14 protein-coding genes are annotated in these 20,620 nt (G+C 64.3%); 7 read left to right on the top strand and 7 right to left on the bottom strand.

Annotation, left to right across the window (positions count from 1 at the left end; translation table 11 throughout):
* Positions 1-137 precede the first annotated feature (137 nt).
* Positions 138-2,897 (bottom strand): bifunctional acetate--CoA ligase family protein/GNAT family N-acetyltransferase, encoded by a 2,760-nt coding sequence (locus H535_RS0111110; protein WP_026819603.1) that lies wholly within the window; start codon positions 2,895-2,897, stop codon positions 138-140.
* Positions 2,898-2,955: 58 nt separating this feature from the next.
* Between H535_RS0111110 and H535_RS0111115 the strand changes: the two genes are divergently transcribed.
* On the top strand, positions 2,956-5,445 hold the full coding sequence (locus H535_RS0111115; RefSeq protein WP_026819604.1) for a DNA gyrase/topoisomerase IV subunit A: 2,490 nt from the start codon (positions 2,956-2,958) through the stop codon (positions 5,443-5,445).
* Between the two features lie 8 nt (positions 5,446-5,453).
* Here H535_RS0111115 and H535_RS0111120 read toward each other — a convergent pair whose 3' ends face one another.
* Positions 5,454-5,777: a DMT family transporter gene (locus H535_RS0111120; RefSeq protein ID WP_026819605.1), complete on the bottom strand. Its 324-nt coding sequence runs from the start codon at positions 5,775-5,777 to the stop codon at positions 5,454-5,456.
* Between the two features lie 81 nt (positions 5,778-5,858).
* Positions 5,859-6,833: a GNAT family N-acetyltransferase gene (locus H535_RS0111125; RefSeq protein WP_026819606.1), complete on the bottom strand. Its 975-nt coding sequence runs from the start codon at positions 6,831-6,833 to the stop codon at positions 5,859-5,861.
* A gap of 184 nt (positions 6,834-7,017) precedes the next feature.
* On the opposite strand from H535_RS0111125, the gene H535_RS0111130 reads away from it, so the two are divergent.
* The gene (locus H535_RS0111130; protein WP_026819607.1) at positions 7,018-7,389 is read left to right on the top strand and encodes a BlaI/MecI/CopY family transcriptional regulator; all 372 of its coding nucleotides are present in this window, start codon (positions 7,018-7,020) and stop codon (positions 7,387-7,389) included.
* A 29-nt stretch (positions 7,390-7,418) separates the two neighbouring features.
* Positions 7,419-8,405 carry a M56 family metallopeptidase gene (locus tag H535_RS0111135; protein WP_026819608.1) on the top strand — a complete coding sequence of 329 codons (987 nt, stop codon included), beginning with the start codon at positions 7,419-7,421 and terminating at the stop codon, positions 8,403-8,405.
* Positions 8,406-8,418: 13 nt separating this feature from the next.
* On the opposite strand, the gene H535_RS0111140 is transcribed toward H535_RS0111135, so the two are convergent.
* Positions 8,419-10,530, bottom strand: a complete 2,112-nt coding sequence (locus tag H535_RS0111140; RefSeq protein ID WP_026819609.1) for a DNA gyrase/topoisomerase IV subunit B — start codon at positions 10,528-10,530, stop codon at positions 8,419-8,421.
* Between the two features lie 240 nt (positions 10,531-10,770).
* Here H535_RS0111140 and H535_RS0111145 point away from each other — a divergent pair, with 240 nt between their 5' ends.
* On the top strand, positions 10,771-10,992 hold the full coding sequence (locus H535_RS0111145) for a DUF7455 domain-containing protein (protein WP_026819610.1): 222 nt from the start codon (positions 10,771-10,773) through the stop codon (positions 10,990-10,992).
* Positions 10,993-11,080: 88 nt separating this feature from the next.
* Here H535_RS0111145 and H535_RS0111150 read toward each other — a convergent pair whose 3' ends face one another.
* The 3 genes from H535_RS0111150 to H535_RS24915 form a co-directional block, all read right to left on the bottom strand.
* Positions 11,081-12,508 (bottom strand): RNA polymerase sigma factor, encoded by a 1,428-nt coding sequence (locus H535_RS0111150; protein WP_026819611.1) that lies wholly within the window; start codon positions 12,506-12,508, stop codon positions 11,081-11,083.
* A gap of 224 nt (positions 12,509-12,732) precedes the next feature.
* Positions 12,733-13,998 carry a DUF4192 domain-containing protein gene (locus tag H535_RS0111155; protein ID WP_026819612.1) on the bottom strand — a complete coding sequence of 422 codons (1,266 nt, stop codon included), beginning with the start codon at positions 13,996-13,998 and terminating at the stop codon, positions 12,733-12,735.
* Between the two features lie 117 nt (positions 13,999-14,115).
* The gene (locus tag H535_RS24915) at positions 14,116-15,132 is read right to left on the bottom strand and encodes a proteasome assembly chaperone family protein (RefSeq protein ID WP_081416612.1); all 1,017 of its coding nucleotides are present in this window, start codon (positions 15,130-15,132) and stop codon (positions 14,116-14,118) included.
* Positions 15,133-15,392: 260 nt separating this feature from the next.
* Here H535_RS24915 and H535_RS0111170 point away from each other — a divergent pair, with 260 nt between their 5' ends.
* The 3 genes from H535_RS0111170 (at position 15,393) to sucB (ending at position 20,495) form a co-directional block, all read left to right on the top strand.
* Entirely contained in the window at positions 15,393-16,934 is a 1,542-nt protein-coding gene (locus tag H535_RS0111170; protein ID WP_026819613.1) for a leucyl aminopeptidase, read from the top strand.
* 158 nt (positions 16,935-17,092) lie between these two features.
* Positions 17,093-18,472, top strand: a complete 1,380-nt coding sequence (lpdA, locus tag H535_RS0111175; protein ID WP_026819614.1) for a dihydrolipoyl dehydrogenase — start codon at positions 17,093-17,095, stop codon at positions 18,470-18,472.
* Between the two features lie 124 nt (positions 18,473-18,596).
* The gene (gene sucB, locus H535_RS0111180; protein WP_026819615.1) at positions 18,597-20,495 is read left to right on the top strand and encodes a 2-oxoglutarate dehydrogenase, E2 component, dihydrolipoamide succinyltransferase; all 1,899 of its coding nucleotides are present in this window, start codon (positions 18,597-18,599) and stop codon (positions 20,493-20,495) included.
* Positions 20,496-20,620 lie beyond the last annotated feature (125 nt).

The raw sequence follows: 20,620 nt of genomic DNA on the forward strand, positions 1-20,620 counted from the left end.
TTTCCCAGAAAGAGCACCGCAGGCATAACGCGGCACCGGCGGTTGCGGTCCCCGTTGTGCGGGCACGATTACGGGCTCTGTTACGGGCACGGTGTGGGCTCGGGACTCGGTGCGACTCGGTGCCGTTCAGTTGCCGGCTAATTGCGCATGGCCCGCCGGGCGCTGTCGGTCCGACGGGTCGGATTCCCGATCCTCACGTCCGCATGAAGCACCCGCAGACCGGTATCGGAGACCAACACGGGTTTGAACTCGACCACCGCGACGGCGGGATGGGCGTCCTTGAGCACCGACAACCGGGCCACCAGGTCTTCGAGGACATCGACGCGCACCGGCGGCAGTCCCTGGTATCCAAACAGCTTGCGCGCCGCGGCCGGACTGCGCACCAGTTCGGCAACATCGACGTCGGTCAACGGCGGGACCCGGTGCGACCAGTCGTCCAGCAAGTTGACCGCGTCGCCGGAGAGTCCGAAGGAGACCACCGGCCCGAGCAGTGGATCCTCGATGGCCCGCAGGCTGCAGGCCTGGCCGGCGGGCGCCATGCTCTGCACTTCCAGGGCGAAGGACCCATAGGGCTGCAGCACCTGCCTCATCTGCTCAATGTTGCTGCGCAGGGCCTCCGGCCCATCGATGCCCAGCCGGACACCGCCCACGTCCAGCCGCTGCCTCAGATTCTCGTCAGTGGTCTTGAGCACCACCGGCCATCCCAGCCGGTCGGCGGCCTGAACGGCCTCCTCCGGCGTTTCGAAGGGAACAGAAGGCAGCATCGAAATCCCGTAATGGGCCAGCAGCGACGCTGTCTCTTCCGGGTCCAGCCGGTACAGTCCGCTGCCTTCGACCTGCTGCGTCAGCCGCTGCACTTCTTCGGCCGCGGCGTCGGTGTCGATACCGTCCGGCTCCACGAAGGTGCCATGGTCACGCTGCACCCACTGGGCATACTGCACGACGGCGGCCAGCGCTTCAACAGCCTTGCCGGGACCTGCGTAGCAGGGCAGTCCTTGCTGCCGGGGCCCTTCCTGCGGCGGTGGCGGGGTGGACGGCGCCAGTTGTGCCGGTGTCGGTTGTGACGGCGCCGGCGACTCCGCCTCCGGTACATCCAGCAGGCCCTCGGCCCGCACGGAAGGGTCCACAATGCCGGTGAAGGAGGCCACGACCGGCTTACCGGCCTGCACCGAACATTCGCTGAGCACCGCCGCCAGTTCGGAGGTTTCCACGCCGGGGACCGGCAGCAGGGCGACGACGGCGGCATTGACTTCCGGCGCCTGCAGGCATTTCAGCAGGCGCAGCCGCAGCATTTCCAGGGGCGCCGCTCCCCCGTTGTCCAGCTGAAGGTCGGCGGCCACCTGCTTCACCGACAACTGGTGGGACGCCGCGCTGTCGGCTATCACGTGCCCCAGTGCGAGGGAGTTGGTGACCACGGCGACCGCGCCTCCGGCGGGCAGCGGTTGGCTGACCACGATCTGGGCGATGTCGGCCAGTCCTTCGTTGGTGTCGACGCGGATCACGCCGACCTGGCGGAGCAGCGCGTCCAGGGCACCTGGCGGCGCCTGGGTGGTGCGGACCAGGTGTCCGGGTGGCAGCTGCAGACCCATGGTGTCGGACTTGGCCACAATGACCGGCTTGTTGCGGGACAGCCTGCGGGCGATCCGGGAGAATTTACGCGGGTTTCCGATCGACTCCAGATACAGCCCGACCGCTGCCGTGCCGGCGTCGTCCTCCCAGTGCTGCATCATGTCGTTGCCCGAGACATCCGCGCGGTTGCCCGCCGACAGGAACGACGACAGGCCGATATCACGCCGGCCGGCCGCAGCGTAGAGCAGCACTCCGATGGCGGCCGACTGGCTGAACAGTCCCAGCCCGCCGTGGCGCGGCAACCGCGGCGCCATTGACGCGTTCAGCGACACCGACGGCGCCGTGTTGATAATGCCCAGCGAGGCCGGACCAATGACGCGCATCCCGTACGCCCTCGCCTGCCGCACCAGGGACCGCTGCCGCTCGTTGCCCCGTTCACCGTCGTCGGCGAACCCAGCAGTGGCCAGCAGCACACCGCCGACGCCGGCCTGCGCACATTCGTCCATCACCGTCATCACATGCTCATACGGGACGGCGACGATCGCCAGGTCCACCGGGTCCGGAATCGCGGATACGCTCCCATAGGCGGCCAGCCCGCCGACCTCCAAGGCTTCAGTATTGACCGCATACACCGGTCCGGTGAACCCGCCAGCGACGATGTGTTCGAGCAGCTGGGCGCCGAGCGCCCCGTCCCGGCGGCTGGCGCCGATGACAGCCACCGACGACGGCGTCAGCAGGTCCCGCACGCTGCGCGCCTCGGCGCGGTGCTCCCTGGCCTCCATCACCGCCCTGGACCGGGCGGTGGGGTCGATATTGAAGGACAGCGCCACCACGCCGTCGTCGAAATGCCGTTCCACTTCGTAGCCGGCGTCGGAGAAAACATCAAGCATCTTCCGGTTGTTCGGCAGCACCTCCGCGGAGAACTTGCGGATCCCGTTTTCCCGTGCGGCCGCCGCGAGGTGCTCAAGCAGGATGGAGCCCAGTCCCCGGCCCTGGTAGTGGTCTGAAATATTGAATGCCGCCTCGGCCTCGGACGGGTCATCCAGCCGGTCATAGCGGCCGATGCCGATGATCTCCTGCCCGCGGATGATGACGAACGCCACCCGGTCCTGGTAATCCACTTCGGTGAAGCGCTTCAACTCCCGGCCGCTGAGGCTGGACTTGTAGGTGAAGAACCGCATGTAGATGGAGTCTTGGGACTGTGCCGCGTGAAATGCCTTGACCGCCTCGGCGTCTGAGGGGCCGATCGGCCGTAAATGGGCGGTTCCGCCATCGCGCAACACGACATCAGCTTCCCAATATTCGGGGTAATTTCCTCCTCCGGCCATAGACTCAGCTTAGCGATCATTGTCCGTTCCACCAGATAAGCGAGGAATCAGCCCCATTATGGCCCGGCGCCGAACGACTGCTCCGCCTCAGGATTACACCGAAAATGTCGTCGATATCGATGTCACCTCCGAAATGGAGGGCTCCTTTTTGGAGTACGCCTATTCGGTGATCTATTCACGCGCGCTGCCCGATGCCCGGGACGGGCTGAAACCGGTGCAGCGGCGGATTTTGTACATGATGACCCAGATGGGTCTGCGGCCCGACCGTGGACACGTGAAGTCGGCCCGGGTGGTCGGCGAGGTGATGGGCAAGCTGCATCCGCACGGCGATTCCGCGATCTATGACGCGATGGTGCGGATGGCCCAGCCCTTCTCGCTGCGGATGCCGCTGATCGACGGCCACGGCAACTTCGGTTCCCTCGACGACGGCCCGGCCGCGCCCCGGTATACCGAGGCCAGGCTGACCGCCGCCGCCCTGACGCTGACCGACCACCTGGGCGAAGACGTGGTCCCGTTTGTGCCCAACTACGACAACCAGCTCACCCAGCCGGAGGTGCTGCCGGCGTCCTATCCCAATCTGCTGGTGAACGGGTCCTCCGGGATCGCGGTGGGGATGGCCACCAATATGGCCCCCCACAACCTCGGTGAGGTGATCTCGGCGGCGCAGCACCTGATCGCTCATCCCGAAGCCACCCTCGACGACCTGATGGAGCACATCCCGGGCCCCGATCTGCCCGGAGGGGGCAAAATCGTGGGGTTGAGCGGGATCCGCGATGCGTACGCGTCGGGGCGGGGCTCGTTCAAGGTGCGCGCCAAGGTCGAGGTTGAACAGTTGACGGCACGACGGACCGGGCTGGTGGTGACTGAGCTGCCGGTTGCGGTGGGCCCGGAAAAGGTCATCGAGAAGATCAAAGATGCCGTCACCTCCAAGAAGCTGCAGGGCATTTCCGACGTCATCGACCTTACCGACCGCAACCATGGGCTGCGGCTGGTCATCGAGCTGAAGAACGGCTTCAACCCCCAGGCGGTGCTGCAACAGCTGTACCGCTTCACGCCCATGGAAGATTCCTTCGGCATTAACAACGTGGCCCTGGTCGATGGGCAGCCACGCACCCTGGGGCTGCTCGAACTGTTGCAGGTCTACATCGACCACCGGATTGACGTGGTGCGCCGGCGCACCACGTACCGGCTGGGCCGCAAGAAAGACCGGCTGCATCTGGTCGAAGGGCTGCTGATCGCCATTGTCGACATTGACGAGGTCATCCAGATCATCCGTTCTTCGGACGAAGCGGCGGCAGCCCGGGAACGGCTGATGACCATTTACGACCTGACCGAGGTGCAGGCCAACTACATCCTGGAGCTGCGGCTGCGGCAGCTGACCAAGTATTCCCGGATCGACCTGGAAGCCGAGCAGGACGAGCTGCGCCGCGAAATTGCCGCCCTCGAGGAAACCCTGGGGTCGGAATCGCTGCTGCGGACGCTGGTGTCCACGGAACTGGGCGAGGTCGCTGCCGCGCATGCGGACGAGCGGCGGACCGTGCTGCTGGAATCGGACGCGACGACGACGGCGACGGTCACCTCCGGGCAGCTCAAGCCGGCCAAGACGGCCGTGCCGCTGCAGATCGCCGACGACCCCTGCTGGGTGATCCTCTCGGCCTCCGGCCAGCTGGCCCGCACGCCGGACCGGCCGGACCTGGACGATTCCGGGCCGCGGGTCCGCCATGACGTCTTCGCCTCGGTGGTAAGTACCACCGCCCGGGCGGAAATAGGTGCCATCACCTCGCAGGGCAGGATGGTGCGCCTGCAGGTGATGGATATGCCCGTGCTGGCCGCGGCGGCGTCACCGAATCTTGCCGGTGGCGTTCCTGCCGGGGAGTTCATCACGCTGCTCAAGGGGGAATCGCTCGTCTGCCTGGCCCCGCTGGATGCAGTCGTCGCGCTGGGCACCGAGCAGGGTGTGGTCAAGCGCGTCAACCCCGAATACCCGTTGAATCGGGACGACTGGGAGATCATCAGCCTCAAGCCCAGGGACCGGATCATCGGCGCCGCGCCCGCCGGCGACGACGACGACCTGGTCTTCATCACCGCCAACGCACAGTTGCTCACCTTCGCCGCCTCGGCGGTCCGTCCCCAGGGCCGCACGGCCGGAGGCGTCGCAGGCATGAAGGTCGCCGACGAGGACGGGGTGCTTTCCTTTGGCGTGGTCGCTGCGGCCGACCCGGCCGCCGTCGTCGTCACAGTTGCGGGTGCCTCGTCGGTGCTGCCAGGCATGGCGGCCGGATCGGCCAAGGTCACACCATTTTCCGAGTTCCCGTCCAAGGGCCGGGCAACGGCCGGGGTGAGGGCCCACCGGTTCCTCAAGGGAGAAGACGGTCTGACGGTGGCCTGGGCCGGCCATGGCCCGGCCAAGGCGGCCTCGGCAAAGGGGGTGGCCCGGGCACTGCCCACCGAATACGGTCGCCGCGACGGATCAGGCGTTCCGCTGTCCCAGACGGTGGAGCTGATAGGAGCCGCACAGAACTGGACTTCCGGCGACGGGCAGGCTTAACAGCGCACTCAGTGGGCCCCGTTGTCGATATTCAGGGCCACCACGCCGGCAACAATCAGCACGATTCCGGTGATTTTCACCGGGCCGAGCGATTCGCCGAAGACAACGGAGCCGATGACGGCGATCAGGGCGGTGCCCAGCCCGGCCCAGATGGCGTATGCGATACCCACCGGAACGGAACGCAGGGTCAGCGACAACATCCAGAAGGCCACCCCGTAACCGGCCGCGACCCCGAGGGTGGGCCACAGCCGGGTGAAGCCGTCCGAAAGTTTGAGCAACGAGGTGCCGACTACTTCGAACACAATGGCCAGGGCCAGGAAGATGTATGGCATCGCACGCTCCTTGCTCTTGCAGCGGTCAGTCCACCCGGCGGCACAGTGGATCTGTCAGTGGCCACAATTAGTGGCCCGGTTTCAGTGCCCCAGCACCTTGTCATACGTGAAGGTCCGGTGCGTTGGCCGGTACCCCATGGCTTCGTACAACCCGTGTGCACCCGAGGGATTCTCGGTATCGACCTGCAGTCCCGCATGGTCGATACCGTCGGCCTTGTACCTGCGCATGGCTTCGGCCAGCATGGCGGGAGCGATGCCCCTGCCCCTGTATTGGTGACGCACTCCCACCAACTCTGTATATCCCTCAGTGTAGCCGTGGATGGCTGAGAAGTGCGGATCCAGGCTTGCCATATGGTACCCGGCAACGTTGCCGCTTCCGGCGTCGAGCACGGCCAGGCTCCATTCGGGTCGGAAATCCGGATGGGCCACGGTGAACTTCCAGCTTTCCGCGTCCCGTGGTTCGCTCCCCCAGTGGTCCTTGAACGCCTCATTATGCGCCTGCCGGATTTGTTCGGATATTCCGGCGTCGAAGTCCGCGAACACTAACCCGTCATCGAGCACTGCATCCGGGAGGGGATCGTGGAGCGGCCGGGTCATCTCGGTCCAGTAGCGGACGATCTCATTGCCCATCATCCGCAGCAGGGCATTATGGCCGGCATTTCCCTCTTCGGCATACGTCCTGAGGATGGCTGCGCCCCGCTGGCCGGCCCGGGCCTGCTGCCACCGGTACACAGCCGTTCCGGTCCCGCGGCGGCGCCATGCCGGGTCGACGCCTCCCCATGAGTGGGCTTTCCGTGAGCCTTCATTCATAGTGACCCGGCCAAAGGCGCGGGGCGCGCCCGAATCATCGAAGCCTGCGACGCTGTTGTGAACCGGGTCGTTCTTCATCGAAGCGAACACCTCGGCGAGATCTTCGCGCCGTTCGAACCAGATCGGTTGATCTGCCTCGGCCATGCGGAGAATGAGGTCCAGCCAGGCATCGATGTCCGAAGGCACCAGTGCCCTGAACCGCAATCCCGTGGAACGATCCGGGAACGGGGCAGCAGTATCGCTCATATTCCAAGAGTAGCGCCGCAACAGCCGCGCCATGCTTCTACGCAATGTAGAACCTTGGCGCAAAACCCGGTAGATTGGATAGTGAGCACGAACCAGACCATGAACCCGCAGACCAGACCAGCCTGCAGACGCGGCCGCTAAACGCCGCTGTCGAAGAGCTGCCGAAGACAGACAAGGAATCTCGATGGCCACACTAGGTGAGCTTGAACGCACCGTGATGGATATGTTGTGGGAAACGGGAGAAGCTGTCACGGCCAATATGCTTCGGGACAAGCTCGCCCAAAGCCCCGAGGGACCACAGGCGCATAAGGAACTGGCTGTCACCACGGTGCTGACCGTCCTCTCCCGCTTGGAGAAGAAAGGCCTGGTGGACCGGGAGCGCGACACGCGCCCCCACCGGTACCAGGCCGTCACCAGCCGCGAAGACCACACTGCCGAGCTGATGCACCAGGTGCTGGGCTCGGCGCCCGACCGCGAAGCGGTGCTTGCCCGCTTCCTGGGGACGGTCAGCGACGGTGAGGCAGCAACACTGCGAAAGCTGCTCGGACGAAACTAGGGCGCGCCGGCGCTGGCTGAAGGGCGATCATGATCTGGGCTTCCTACGCGCTGGCAGCTCTGGCCATCGTGCTGGCATGGCCCGCTCCGATTCTGCTCTCCCGGGCCCGGTGGCCTGCCCGCTCGCCTTTTACTGCAATGATTCTCTGGCAGGCCATTGCGCTCGCCGGCGGTCTGTCGATGATCGGGGCCATGCTCATTTGGGGCCTGGACCCGCTCTCGGACACGCTGCCTGGAGGCCTGCGGGCGCTGTCCGCCATCGTCTTTGGCAATGGTCCAGCCGGCGCCCTCGGCGTGTGGCATGTGTTCGCCCTCAGTGCCGCACTGCTGCTGGGCACCCATCTTGTCTTCACCCTGCTGCTGACCTATGCGCGCATCCGCCGACAACGACGGCGGCACCGGGATCTGCTGACCCTGCTCAGTTCGCCGTCCCCGGAGGCCGGCGGCACGGTCGTCATTAATCATCCTGCTCCCGTCGCCTACTGCCTGCCCGGTGGTGCCCGGTCGGTGACCGTATTGTCCGATGGGTTGGTTGATCTTCTTGAACCGGCGGAACTTGACGCGGTGCTGCTCCATGAACAGACACACCTGACTCAGCGCCATCACCTATTGCTGTGGGCCTTCGCGGCCTGGCGGGCAGCGTTGCCGTGGCTGCCGACGTCGCGCCTGGCCCAACACGCCGTCAACGAACTGATCGAAATGCTTGCCGACGACGAAGCGCTCAAGAGCGTGGAAAAACCCACACTCATCCATGCCATCGCTATCGTCGCTTCGGGACCGCCGGGAGCGACGGACCCTGGCCAGGACGGCCCGGCCGGTGCCGATCCAGGACAGTACCGTGCAGCTGACGGAGCGGCCGGGGACGGTGCAATGGCCCCTTCAGCACGGGTGCACAGATTGCTGACGCCTCAGCCCCCGTTGCCGCACAGCGGCCGGACGGCGGTGGTGGCCGGATCGGCCGCGCTGCTGGCGCTCCCGACCGCCTTGCTGATGATTCCGGGCCTGTTCATCTGGTGACCGCTGAGCGGCGTTATACGTCGATCCGTTCACGGTCCAGGACGGCGGCGCCGGCAATAATGAACTCCTTGCGCGGCGCCACGTCGCTGCCCATCAGCAAGTCAAAGGCACGCTCCGCTGCCTCGGCGTCTTCAACGCGCACCCGGCGCAAGGTCCGGTGGCGGGGATCCATTGTCGTCTCGGCGAGCTGGTCCGCGTCCATCTCGCCCAGGCCCTTGTAGCGCTGGATGGGCTCTTTGTACCGCTTGCCTTCCTTCTCGAGTCGTGCCAGCAGCGCTGTCAGTTCCTGCTCGCTGTAGGTGTAGATCATTTCATTGGAGGTTGACCCTGAGTGGATCACTTCAACCCGGTGCAGCGGCGGGACAGCGGCGAACACCCGCCCGGCTTCCACCAGCGGCCGCATGTAGCGGAAAAACAGGGTCAGCAGCAGGGTGCGGATATGCGCGCCGTCGACGTCGGCATCGGTCATCAACACGACCTTGCCGTAACGGGCCGCCTCTGCCTGGAAACTCCTGCCTGAACCGGCGCCCACCACTTGGATCAGGGCACCGCACTCTGCGTTGGACAGCATGTCCCCGACGGATGCCTTCTGCACATTGAGAATCTTGCCTCGAATCGGCAACAGCGCCTGGTAGTCGGACGAGCGGGCCAGCCGTGCGGTGCCCAGCGCGCTATCGCCTTCGACAATGAACAGCTCGGACCGTTCGGCGTCGTCGATGCGGCAATCAGCCAGCTTGGCCGGCATCGCCGACGTTTCCAAGGCATTCTTACGGCGCTGGGTTTCCTTGTGGACCCGGGCGGAGATCCGCGATTTCATCTCCGCAACCACCTTCTCGAGCAGCGCGGCGCTTTGCTGCTTTTCCGAGCGGCTCTTCGAATTCAGCTTGGCCAGCATCTGATTTTCGACCACTTTGCTGACGATCTGCTTCACCGCAGAGGTTCCCAGCACCTCTTTGGTCTGCCCTTCGAACTGCGGTTCCGCCAGCCGGACCGTCAGCACGACGGTGAGCCCGGCGAAGACATCGTCCTTCTCGATCTTGTCGTTTCCGGCCTTCAGCTTTCGGGCGTTCGCCTCGATGGTTTTGCGAAACACCTTAAGCATTGCCTGCTCGAAGCCGCTCTGGTGGGTGCCGCCCTTGGGGGTGGCAATGATGTTGACGAAACTGCGCACGGTGGTGTCGTAGCCAACCCCCCAGCGCAGCGCGATATCGACCTCGCAATTGCGTTCGACCTCGCGGACGTGGCTGTGCCCCTTGTCATCGAGGACCGGCACGGACTCGGTGAAATTTCCCGCCCCGTGCAGCCGCCAGATATCGGTCACGGAGGTATCCACCGCCAGATACTCGGCGAACTCGGAAATCCCCCCGTCATGCTGGAAGACTTCTTCGACCGGGCCGGCCTCGCCGGGCGTGCCCGGCAGCCGGCGCTCGTCCCTGAGGGTGATCTCCAGGCCGGGGATCAGGAAGGAGGTCTGCCGTGCCCGGTCCTGCAGCTCTTCGTAGGAGAATTTGGCGTCCGGGGTGAAGATCTGCGGATCGGCCCAGTACCGCACCCGGGTTCCACTGACTCCCCGCTTCGTGGTACCGACTTTGTCCAGGGTTGAACCCGTCGTAAAGGGCTCGAAGGGCGCAGTTGGGGTCAGGGTCTTGCCCTTGTCGGCGAAATGGCCGGGCTCGCCGCGCCGGAACGACATCTGGTACGTCTTGCCCCCGCGGTCCACCTGGACATCGAGGCGTGCCGACAAGGCGTTGACCACGCTCGCGCCGACACCGTGCAGCCCGCCGGACGCGGTGTAGGAACCGCCGCCGAATTTACCGCCCGCGTGAAGCTTGGTGTAGACCACTTCAACACCGGTCAACCCGGTCTTCGGTTCCACATCGATGGGGATGCCGCGGCCGTCGTCGTGGATTTCCACCGACCCGTCCGGATGCAGGATCACGCTAATGCTCTGCCCATAACCGGCCAAGGCTTCGTCCACGGAATTGTCGATGATCTCCCACAAACAATGCATCAAACCGCGTGAGTCAGTGGACCCGATATACATACCTGGACGCTTCCGCACAGCTTCCAGTCCTTCCAGGACCGACAGATGCCGTGCAGAATATTCGGATTTTGTTGGGCCCACGTGTGGTCTAGCTCCTCGTTCTGGCGTTGCTGCCGGTAGCGGCGGCGTTAGGGTAATCGTTCTCTAGGTTAGCCGTCTTTGCCGCCGGTGGTGCGCCAACGACCCGCCTGGCGCGCCGGGATTCCGGGGGCTCACGGCGCTGCGTCAACCGTACGCGGTTAGCGAAAGCGGCCCATCCTGCGAAGAAAATGCCGCGAATAATGGTTGTATGGAGTGTACGAACGAAAAAAGGAGGTCGTCATGACGACAGCTGTAGCCAGCCGCGAACTTAATGCGCTAGACCGCTGTGACCGTTGCGGTGCACAGGCCTATGTACGTGTCGTGCTTGAATCCTCCGGTGGAGAGCTCCTGTTCTGCGCACACCACGCACGTGAACACGAGCCAAAGCTGAAGTCGCTCGCTTCGGAGTGGCAGGATGAGACAAGCCGGCTGCATGAGAAGGTCGGCACCACTGACGAGTGACCTCAGCGGTGGACCCCGTTGCCGTACGCGCAACTGAGGCAGACTTAGGAAAGGCCCCCGGATAACTTCCGGGGGCCTTTTCATCTGGTCAGTCCAGGTAGTCGCGCAGCACCTGCGACCGCGAGGGATGGCGCAGTTTCGACATGGTCTTGGACTCTATCTGCCTTATACGTTCACGGGTCACCCCATAAACCTTGCCGATCTCGTCCAGGGTCTTCGGCTGGCCGTCGGTGAGTCCGAAGCGCATGGCCACCACACCGGCTTCACGCTCGGAGAGCGTATCGAGAACCGAGTGGAGCTGTTCCTGCAGCAGGGTGAAACTGACCGCGTCGGCCGGCACGACCGCCTCGGAATCCTCGATCAGGTCGCCGAATTCGGAATCGCCGTCTTCGCCAAGCGGGGTGTGCAGCGAAATAGGCTCCCGCCCGTATTTCTGCACTTCCACGACCTTCTCCGGGGTCATGTCCAGCTCGAGGGCCAGTTCTTCCGGCGCCGGCTCCCGGCCCAGGTCCTGCAACATCTGTCGTTGGACGCGGGCCAGCTTATTGATGACCTCGACCATATGAACCGGAATGCGGATGGTGCGGGCCTGGTCCGCCATCGCACGGGTGATGGCCTGCCGGATCCACCACGTGGCGTACGTGGAGAACTTGAAGCCCTTGGTGTAGTCGAACTTCTCGACCGCGCGGATCAAGCCGAGGTTGCCTTCCTGGATCAAGTCCAGGAACAGCATGCCGCGGCCGGTGTAGCGTTTCGCCAGCGAGACGACCAGACGCAGGTTCGCTTCGAGCAGGTGGTTTTTGGCCCGCTTGCCATCATGGATCACCCATTTAAGCTCGCGCTTGTTCTTCTGCGGCAGGTCCTGGCCCTCGGCCAGCTTGTGCTCCGCGTACAGGCCCGCCTCAATGCGCAGGGCAAGGTCGACCTCTTGTTCAGCATTCAACAGCGCGACTTTGCCGATCTGCTTCAGGTAATCCTTGACCGGATCGGCCGTCGCGCCGGCGGATATAACCTGCTGAGCCGGCGCATCGTCGTCGTCGGCGTCCGAGTAGACAAAGCCCGAGCCGGAAGGGGTCCCCTCTTCAGCAGCGGCCGTTGGAGGTCCCACAGCGTCGTCGGTTGACGGTTCGGCCTTTGCCTCTTCGCCCTCGGGAGCTTCCTCGGCGTCGGCCTCTTCGACGCTGGGTGCCTCGACGATCTCGTCCACGATGTCCTTCTTGGGGGCCGGCGCCTTCGCCTCTGCCGCTTCGTCGGGCTCAGTTGTTCCGTCCGTGGCACCGGCAGTATCGGGGGCGGCACTCGATGTGCCGGCAGCCCGCTTGGTTTCGGTTTTGGTCTTTGCCGCAGCACTGCCGGACGTACTCTTACGCCCGCCCTTGGGCGCGGACTCCCCGCTGGTGGGAGCTCCCTTCGTCCCCGGCGCCGCGGAAGCGGCCGTCCCGGCCACGGTGCTCTCCTCGGCGGAGTCAGGGTTTGTCTTCTTTGAAGCCGTTGACACAGAAAACCTTTCATACAGCGGTCTGCGGCGTCACCAAGGGGGTAACACCACTATGACCCTGTCAAGTCCGTGATTGATTTCGAGGCACATTTCCTCGCTGGCAGTCCATTGTGTAGAACTAACGACAGCGGCCGGATGTTCCCTGAAACCGGGATTCATTCAGCTGTCTCGAAGCACGGACCCAACCGGGTCTCGCTTCCATTGTCTCACGACTCGGCGGGCACGGCACAATGGACCGCGCGCTACGCTGCGTCCTTACTGCCGCCGCGCCAGGCAGTTGCAGGGCTCATCGCCCAGGACGGCAGCATGCCGGCTGAAAACAGTTCGTCCAGCAGGATGGCCAATTCATATTCCGGATCTATTTGAAGGCAGCTGTCAACGTATTTGGCGGCGCTCGAACCCCGCCCCTTGATCCACTCAATCCAGGCGAGCATCGTCAGCAGTGCGGCTGCGGGTGTCCCGGTACTGTACTCCAGCAGGGATTGGAACAGCATGGCGGCACGGTTGATGACGGGCCAGTCCGGAACTCCTGTGTGCTGGCCCAGCAGCACATCGCGGAAGGCCAGCAGCTTATCTTCAGCATCCGGGTCGCCGACCGCGAGCCGATCCCCGCCTCCGAGAGCATCCGCCATGGGAGCAATCTTCAAGGCCCGGCGCAGTCCATCCGGGACGACCGGGTATCCGCCGGCCGGTTCCAGGGCGCCGGAGAACCCGGCTCCAGTCAGCGCCGTGCTCCGGCCAACACTGATTTGCACCAGCAGGCAATCGCGGATCATCTTGGTATTGAGGCTGGCCAGCAGGAACCCGGTTGATTCCGCGCCGGGGGCGCTGATGCGGTGGTTCGGTTGTTGCCGCCGACTGCTCATTGCCACCTGCCACGCCGCCAACGTGGCTGTGAACTGGTCCTGCTGCAGCCATGACGCACCAATCCGGCTCAGACTGCCGGCCGTGGCATGGTCCACCGCCACCTCACGCCCGGATCCCGCTTCAGGGCGGTTGGCGTGGGCGTCCTGCAGGCTGTCGCCGTAGTGGCTGCCTTGGAAGATCAATTCGGCGTTGAGCATGCTGGTGGTGATGTCGTCGATGTCCCGTCCCGAAGGCGGACAGCAGCCATTGCCGCTGCAGTCATAGCATCCCCAGGTCGACGGGCCGACCCACCAGGCATCCCGCAGGGGAATTCCAGCGTCGCGCAGTTCCTCCTGCAGTGCTGTCATCACGGGTCGGTGCGGAGGGTCGGATGCCTGCCAGTCAAGCTCTGTATACATGGCGACGATGGTTCCGTCGGCAGTGGTGTCCGAGGTGAGGTACTGACGGACCTGCTTAACGAAACTCCGCAATGGCACCGGGCCGGGTTCGTCCGGAAGGTCCACCCGCAAGGTCGCCCCCGACACTTTCCCGGTCAAGGTAATGAATACAAGTGACTCGCCGGGCCAGTATCCCAGCGAGTGGGGAATAAAGCTGAGCACGTCTGCCGCGGTGCTGACGCCGAAAGGCTTTTCAATAGTCATGCATTCCAGTCTGGAAGCACGCCATTTGCCTTCACAGGCACCTTCGGCCGGATGTGGGTAACTGCGCCGTCATGCGTCGCTGTGGAGGACAAGCGGCGACGCCGCCGGCGCCTGTGCTTAGCTGCCGTCCTCCCGGGGGCCGTCGTCATGCTCTTCGGCCTCTCCACCATACTCTCCGCCATACTCCCCGTCGGCCGTGCCGTCGTTGGTGCCGGATCCACCGGAAGGCCACACCTGCGTCGCCAGGTATGCTTCGACCGCAGCGCCCAGTTCCTCGGCGCCGGGCAGCTCGTCATTGTCTTTGGTCAGCAGCGACCGGCGCTCCATGCCTTGAGCGTATTCGTCGTACCGCTTTTCCAGGTTCGCCACCACGTTCTGCACCTCGGACGAACCGGCCACCTGGTCGGCAATTTGGCGCTCGACCGATCGCCCTTCATCGCGCAACCGGTCAGCGGGCAGCATTAATCCGGCAGCGGCACCCAGGTACTCCAGCGCTCCGGCCGCGGCCTGCGGGTATGTCGCCTCGGCCAGATAGTGCGGCACGTGGACCACATAACCCACCACCGGGATATCCGACTCAGCCAGCCGCAGTTCGAGTAAATGGCCAATTGCTGCGGACAGTTCGGCGGTCGGCTTCCACGCCGTGATGCCCTCGATCAGGTTCGGCTGGTTGCCGTGCGCTGTAACGCCCAGCGGCCGGGTGTGCGGCACCGGCATCGGCATCGAGTGGACCCAGGTCACCAGGTTAACGTCCAGCCGGCGCACCAGCGCGATAACGGCAGAGGCGAACCGTTCCCATTGGAAATCCGGTTCGAACCCGGTCAACAGCAGGAATGGCTGCTGCAAGCTGTCATGGAGCCGGTACAACTCCAGCCGCGGAGGCTGATACTCCGCGAAATGGTCCTCGATGAATGTGATGTGCGGCCTGCGGGACCGGTAATCGATCAGCTGGTCAGCATCGAAAGTCGCGATCAGTTCGTGGTCCAGATGGTTCAGCAGCTCTTCGCTGATCTGTGTGGTCACCTGTCCGGCATCCGCATAACCGGTAAAGCCCATGAGCAGGTTCAAGCCCTTGAGCCCATCTGTATCCATGATCTCTGCGTTGGTACTGAACAGAGTCAACGGATCAAGCATGGTCCCTCCATTTCCACGCCCCGTGATCACGAGGCTATCGTCCATCTTTGAAGGGAACGCTGAAGATACCCTCAACAATTCCGCAACCGGCGCCGAAGCATCGGTGACCCCGCTGTGTCCCAAGGTACAGCACACCGGAGGCGAAGCAGACTACGATCAGTAAGGGTGCCACGGGCGCCGAAGACACCACCGGGGCCGGTACGTACAGTGACGTATGACCGGCAGCAACGTTCAGCTCATAGCAGTGAGGAAGGATCTTCGTGATCAAAGCCAGCGAACTCAAACTCAACGCGATCGCCAAGGATGCGAGGAAGCATCAGTGTGATGCGATCGTCATCGGCGTGGGGCAAGGCGCGGACGGCCCCGTGCTGCTGGACAATCCACTGCCACCCAAGGCCGCCAAGGCTTTGGCCGACTCCCTGGACGCCCTCGGCGTCACCGGTGCTGTCGACGAAGTGCGCCGGATGCCGGGGCTGCCGGAACTGAACGCCGATGTACTGGTGCTCGCAGGCGCGGGCAAGACCACTGTCAGCGATGACAGCAAGGACGCCAAATACGACGACGAGGCCTTGCGCCGTGCCGCCGGTTCGGCCGTGCGGCAGCTGGCCGGCGTGGAGTCGGTGCTGCTGGCACTGCCGGCATCGTCGTTGGCCCAGGCAGCGGCAGTGGCCGAAGGGGCCGTGATGGGAGCCTATTCATACGGACACTATCGGCACGTCAGCGCCGCATCCCAACGAGACACTGTGCGCAATGTCACCGTGTTCACTCCGCTGGCCGACGATCCGGAACTCGCTGCGGCCCTGAACCGTGCGACGGTGATCGGCCGGAGCGTGAACAGCACTCGTAACCTCGTCAATCAGCCCCCCAGCGATCTCTACCCGGACACGTTTGCCGCGGCCGCCAAGGAGATGTCCCGGAATCTTCCCATCAAGATCACCGTGATCGACGAGAAGAAGCTGGAGAAGGACGGATACGGCGGCATTCTCGGCGTCGGCAAAGGCTCGTCACGGCCGCCGCGTCTGGTCAAAGTTGAGTATGCCCCCTCCAAGGCCAAGGCGAAGCTGGCCTTCGTCGGCAAGGGAGTCACCTTCGACTCCGGCGGGCTGTCCCTGAAACCGGGCAGCGGCATGATGACGATGAAGCTGGACATGGCGGGGGCGGCCGCCGCATTGCAATCGGTATTGGCCATCGCTGAACTCGGCCTTCCGGTGAAGGCAACCGCGTGGTTGTGCCTGGCCGAGAACATGCCCTCGGGAACTGCCCAGCGCCCCTCGGATGTCATCACCACCTATGGTGGCCGGACGGTCGAGGTGCTGAACACCGACGCCGAGGGCCGCCTGGTGATGGCGGACGGCATCGTCGCCGCCAGCGAGGAAGCACCCGACGTCATCCTCGACGTCGCCACCTTGACCGGCGCGCAGATGGTCGCCCTGGGGTCCCGGGTCAGCGGCGTGATGGGCGACGAAGGGGTCCGGGCCGCTGTGAAGGAGGCCGCCGACCGGGCGGGAGAAGCGTTCTGGCCGATGCCGTTCCCTGAGGAACTGCGGGCAACGCTGGACTCCAATGTCGCCGATCTGAAGAACATCGGCGATAAACACGGCGGAATGCTGACCGCTGGAATCTTCCTGCAGGAGTTCGTCGGGGACACGGACAGCGGAAAGATTCCGTGGGCCCACCTCGACATCGCCGGACCCGCTTTCAACGAGGGGCCCCCGTATGGCTATACCCCCAAGGAGGCCACCGGGGTGGCAGTACGCACCCTGGTTGCCTACGCGGAAGACGTCGTCGGCCGCACCAGTTGAGAGCCCGCACACATTGGGGCCCGTTGCACCGCGTGTCCGGCGGCACCCAACTGGAGAGGGCCCGCGGATGGGCGCTAAGGTGAACACGGGTAAGAGAGCATCAACATCACATACCGACGTGCACATGCACGTCACTGACCACGCGAGGGAGCGTCCAAGTGGCGGATTCAGCTGCTCAAGAATTTGACATCCTGGTTCTCGGTGGAGGTAGCGGCGGATATGCTGCCGCCTTGCGCGGAGTCCAGTTCGGCATGTCCGTGGGATTGATCGAGAAGGGGAAAGTCGGCGGGACCTGCCTGCACAACGGCTGTATTCCCACTAAGGCGCTCCTGCACACCGCAGAAATTGCCGACGGCGCCCGCGAATCCGAAAAGTACGGAGTCAGGGCCAACTTTGAGTCCATCGACATGGATGGCGTGAACAAGTACAAGGACGGCATTGTCGCCGGCAAGCATAAAGGGCTGCAGGGACTTCTCAAGAGCAAGGGCGTCACCGTCATTGAAGGCGCCGGCAAGCTCGTCGACCAGCAGACTGTCGACGTCGACGGCACCCAATACAAGAGCAAGAACATCATTCTGGCCACCGGTTCCTACTCCAAGTCCCTCCCCGGCCTGGAGATCAAGGACCGTGTCATCACCTCGGATGAGGCCCTGAAGCTGGACTACGTGCCCAAGAGCGTTGTGGTCCTGGGCGGCGGCGTCATCGGTTGCGAGTTCGCCTCGGTCTGGAAGTCTTTCGGGGCCGACGTCACGATCGTCGAGGCCCTCCCGTCGCTGGTGCCCAATGAAGACGCCACCATCATCAAGAACCTGGAGCGTTCCTTCCGCAAACGCGGCATCAACTTCTCCACTGGTGTCCGCTTTGACAGCGTCGACCAGCGCAGCGACGGCATCACGGCCAAGCTCGAGGACGGCAAAACCTTCGACGCCGACCTGCTGCTGGTCGCCGTTGGCCGCGGCCCGGTCACTGATGGCCTTGGCTACGAAGAGGCGGGCGTCACCATGGACCGCGGGTTCGTCATCACCAACGAGCGGCTGCACACCGGCGTCGGCAACATCTACGCCGTCGGCGACATCGTCCCCGGCCTCCAATTGGCCCACCGAGGTTTCCAGCAGGGCGTTTTTGTCGCCGAGGAGATTGCCGGGCACAATCCGGCTGTCATCGACGAATCGGGCATCCCGCGCGTCACCTATTGCGAGCCGGAGATTGCCTCGGTCGGGCTGACCGAAGCGGGCGCGAAGGAAAAGTTCGGCGAGGATTCGGTCCAGGTCCAGGAATACAACCTGGCCGGCAACGGCAAGAGCTCCATCATCGGCACCGGCGGTTTAATCAAACTGGTCCAGGAGAAGGACGGTCCGGTCGTCGGGGTGCACATGATCGGCAGCCGGATGGGCGAGCAGGTCGGCGAGGCACAGCTGATCGTCAACTGGGAAGCATTCCCCGAGGAAGTCGCACAGTTGATCCATGCGCATCCGACCCAGAACGAGGCACTCGGCGAGGCTCATTTGGCACTGGCAGGCAAGCCACTGCACGGCTGACCGACCGCACATCAGGCGCAGCCAACCGGGCCCGCCGGAGCGTGTCACAATATGGCCAGTGCAATAAGCTGGCCCACAGGAACCACAAAAGAACTTTGAATGTACGAGGAGAAACGGGGACGACATGTCTGAATCCGTGAACTTGCCCGCACTCGGTGAAAGCGTCACTGAAGGGACGGTGACCCGATGGCTGAAGCAGGTGGGCGACCGGGTTGAAGTAGACGAGCCCCTGCTCGAGGTGTCCACCGACAAGGTCGACACCGAAGTCCCGTCGCCTGTCGCCGGCGTCATCGAGGAGATCCTCGTCGCGGAAGACGAGACCGCCGAAGTCGGTTCCCCGCTGGTCAAGATCGGTGAAGGCGATGGCGGCTCCGGCGCATCGGAGGGCTCCGGTGAAGCCTCGGATACTGACTCTGCTGCGGACTCCACTGCGGAAAATGGGGCTGAGCAGCAGGCCCAGAAAGATACCGCAGGCGAATCGACCGAAGCAGCGCAGATTCCGGCCGAGGCAATGTCCGCGGACGAATCCGGCTCCGGTGCCGAGTCCGGCTCTGGCTCGTCTCAAGGCGCCGGGCAGAGTGGTGGCGAAACCAAGGACGTCACGCTGCCTGCGCTGGGCGAAAGCGTCACGGAAGGAACGGTCACTCGCTGGCTGAAGCAGGTCGGCGAGACAGTGGAGGTCGACGAGGCGCTGCTGGAGGTCTCCACCGACAAGGTCGACACCGAAATTCCATCGCCTGTCGCCGGCACGCTTCAGGAAATCAAGGTGTCCGAGGACGAGACCGTCGAGGTCGGGGCGGTGCTGGCCGTTGTCGGCTCCGGCGCAGCCGCAACAGGCTCCGCCGCGCCCGAAGAACCGGAGCCTGCGGCCAAGCCGGAACAACAGGAGCAGCCACAACAGCAAGCCTCAGCAGCTGAGTCCACGGAGCCTGAATCCACGGAGCCTGCGGCCAGGGAGCCTGCCAAGGCACCGCAGGACGAAAAGGCCCAAGCGGAGAAGGAGACCGCCGAAGCCAAGGCGGACACCAGCCAGGCCGAAGCCGCTCCCTCCGCTGCGCAGTCCGGTGGCGAGTCGACCGGGGCCGATGCCAATTACGTCACTCCGCTGGTGCGCAAGCTGGCCAATCAGCACGACATCGACCTGTCGACTGTCGAAGGCACCGGCGTCGGCGGCCGTATCCGCAAGCAGGACGTGACGGCCGCGGCCGAGAAGAAGAAGTCGGAAGCAGCCGCGCCGCAGGCCCCGAGCGCGCCTGCCGCAGCTGCCGCGTCCGGCGCTGTGCCCGAAGCCAGCGCCAAGCTGCGCGGCACGGTCGAGAAAGTTCCGCGCATCCGCCAGACCATTGCCCGCCGGATGCGCGAGTCCCTGGATGTCTCAGCCCAGCTGACCCAGGTCATCGAAGTGGATGTCAGCAAAATCGCCAAGCTGCGCGGGGCGGCGAAGGACAAGTTCCAGGAACAGAATGGCGTCAAGCTGACCTACCTTCCCTTCTTCGCCAAGGCCGTGGCTGAAGCGCTGAAGCAGCATCCGAAGCTGAATTCGTCGTTTGATGAAGAGGCCAAGGAGGTCACCTACCACGATGCCGAGCACCTGGCGATAGCCGTCGACACGGACCGGGGCCTGTTGGTGCCGGTGATCAACGACGCCGGTAACCTGAACCTGGCCGGACTGGCGAACCGGATTTCGGACGTCGCGGCCCGCACCAGGGATAACAGCATCGGCCCGAACGAGCTCTCCGGCGGAACATTCACGATCACGAACATCGGCAGTGCCGGCGCATTGTTCGATACGCCGATCATCAACCAGCCGCAGGTGGGCATCCTGGGCACCGGAACAATCGTCAAGCGCCCGGTGGTCGTCAGCGACACCAATGGCGATGACACGATCGCCATCCGGTCCATGATGTACCTGTCATTGACCTACGATCATCGTCTGGTCGATGGTGCCGATGCGGGTCGTTTCCTGCAAACGCTCAAGGCCCGTCTCGAAGAGGGCGCCTTCGAGCCCGACCTGGGCATCTAGGACAATAGCTCCTCCGGTGTTGTGCCGGGCCAAGAGCGCCGCGGTGGGCGTCTGCTTCTCAAGCAGGCGCCCACCGGCGTTTAACCTGCCGGTAGTGGGCACTGGTGACGGATCATCCCTAGACT

The organism is Arthrobacter castelli DSM 16402, assembly GCF_000430705.1.
Classification (GTDB): Bacteria; Actinomycetota; Actinomycetes; order Actinomycetales; family Micrococcaceae; genus Arthrobacter_C; species Arthrobacter_C castelli.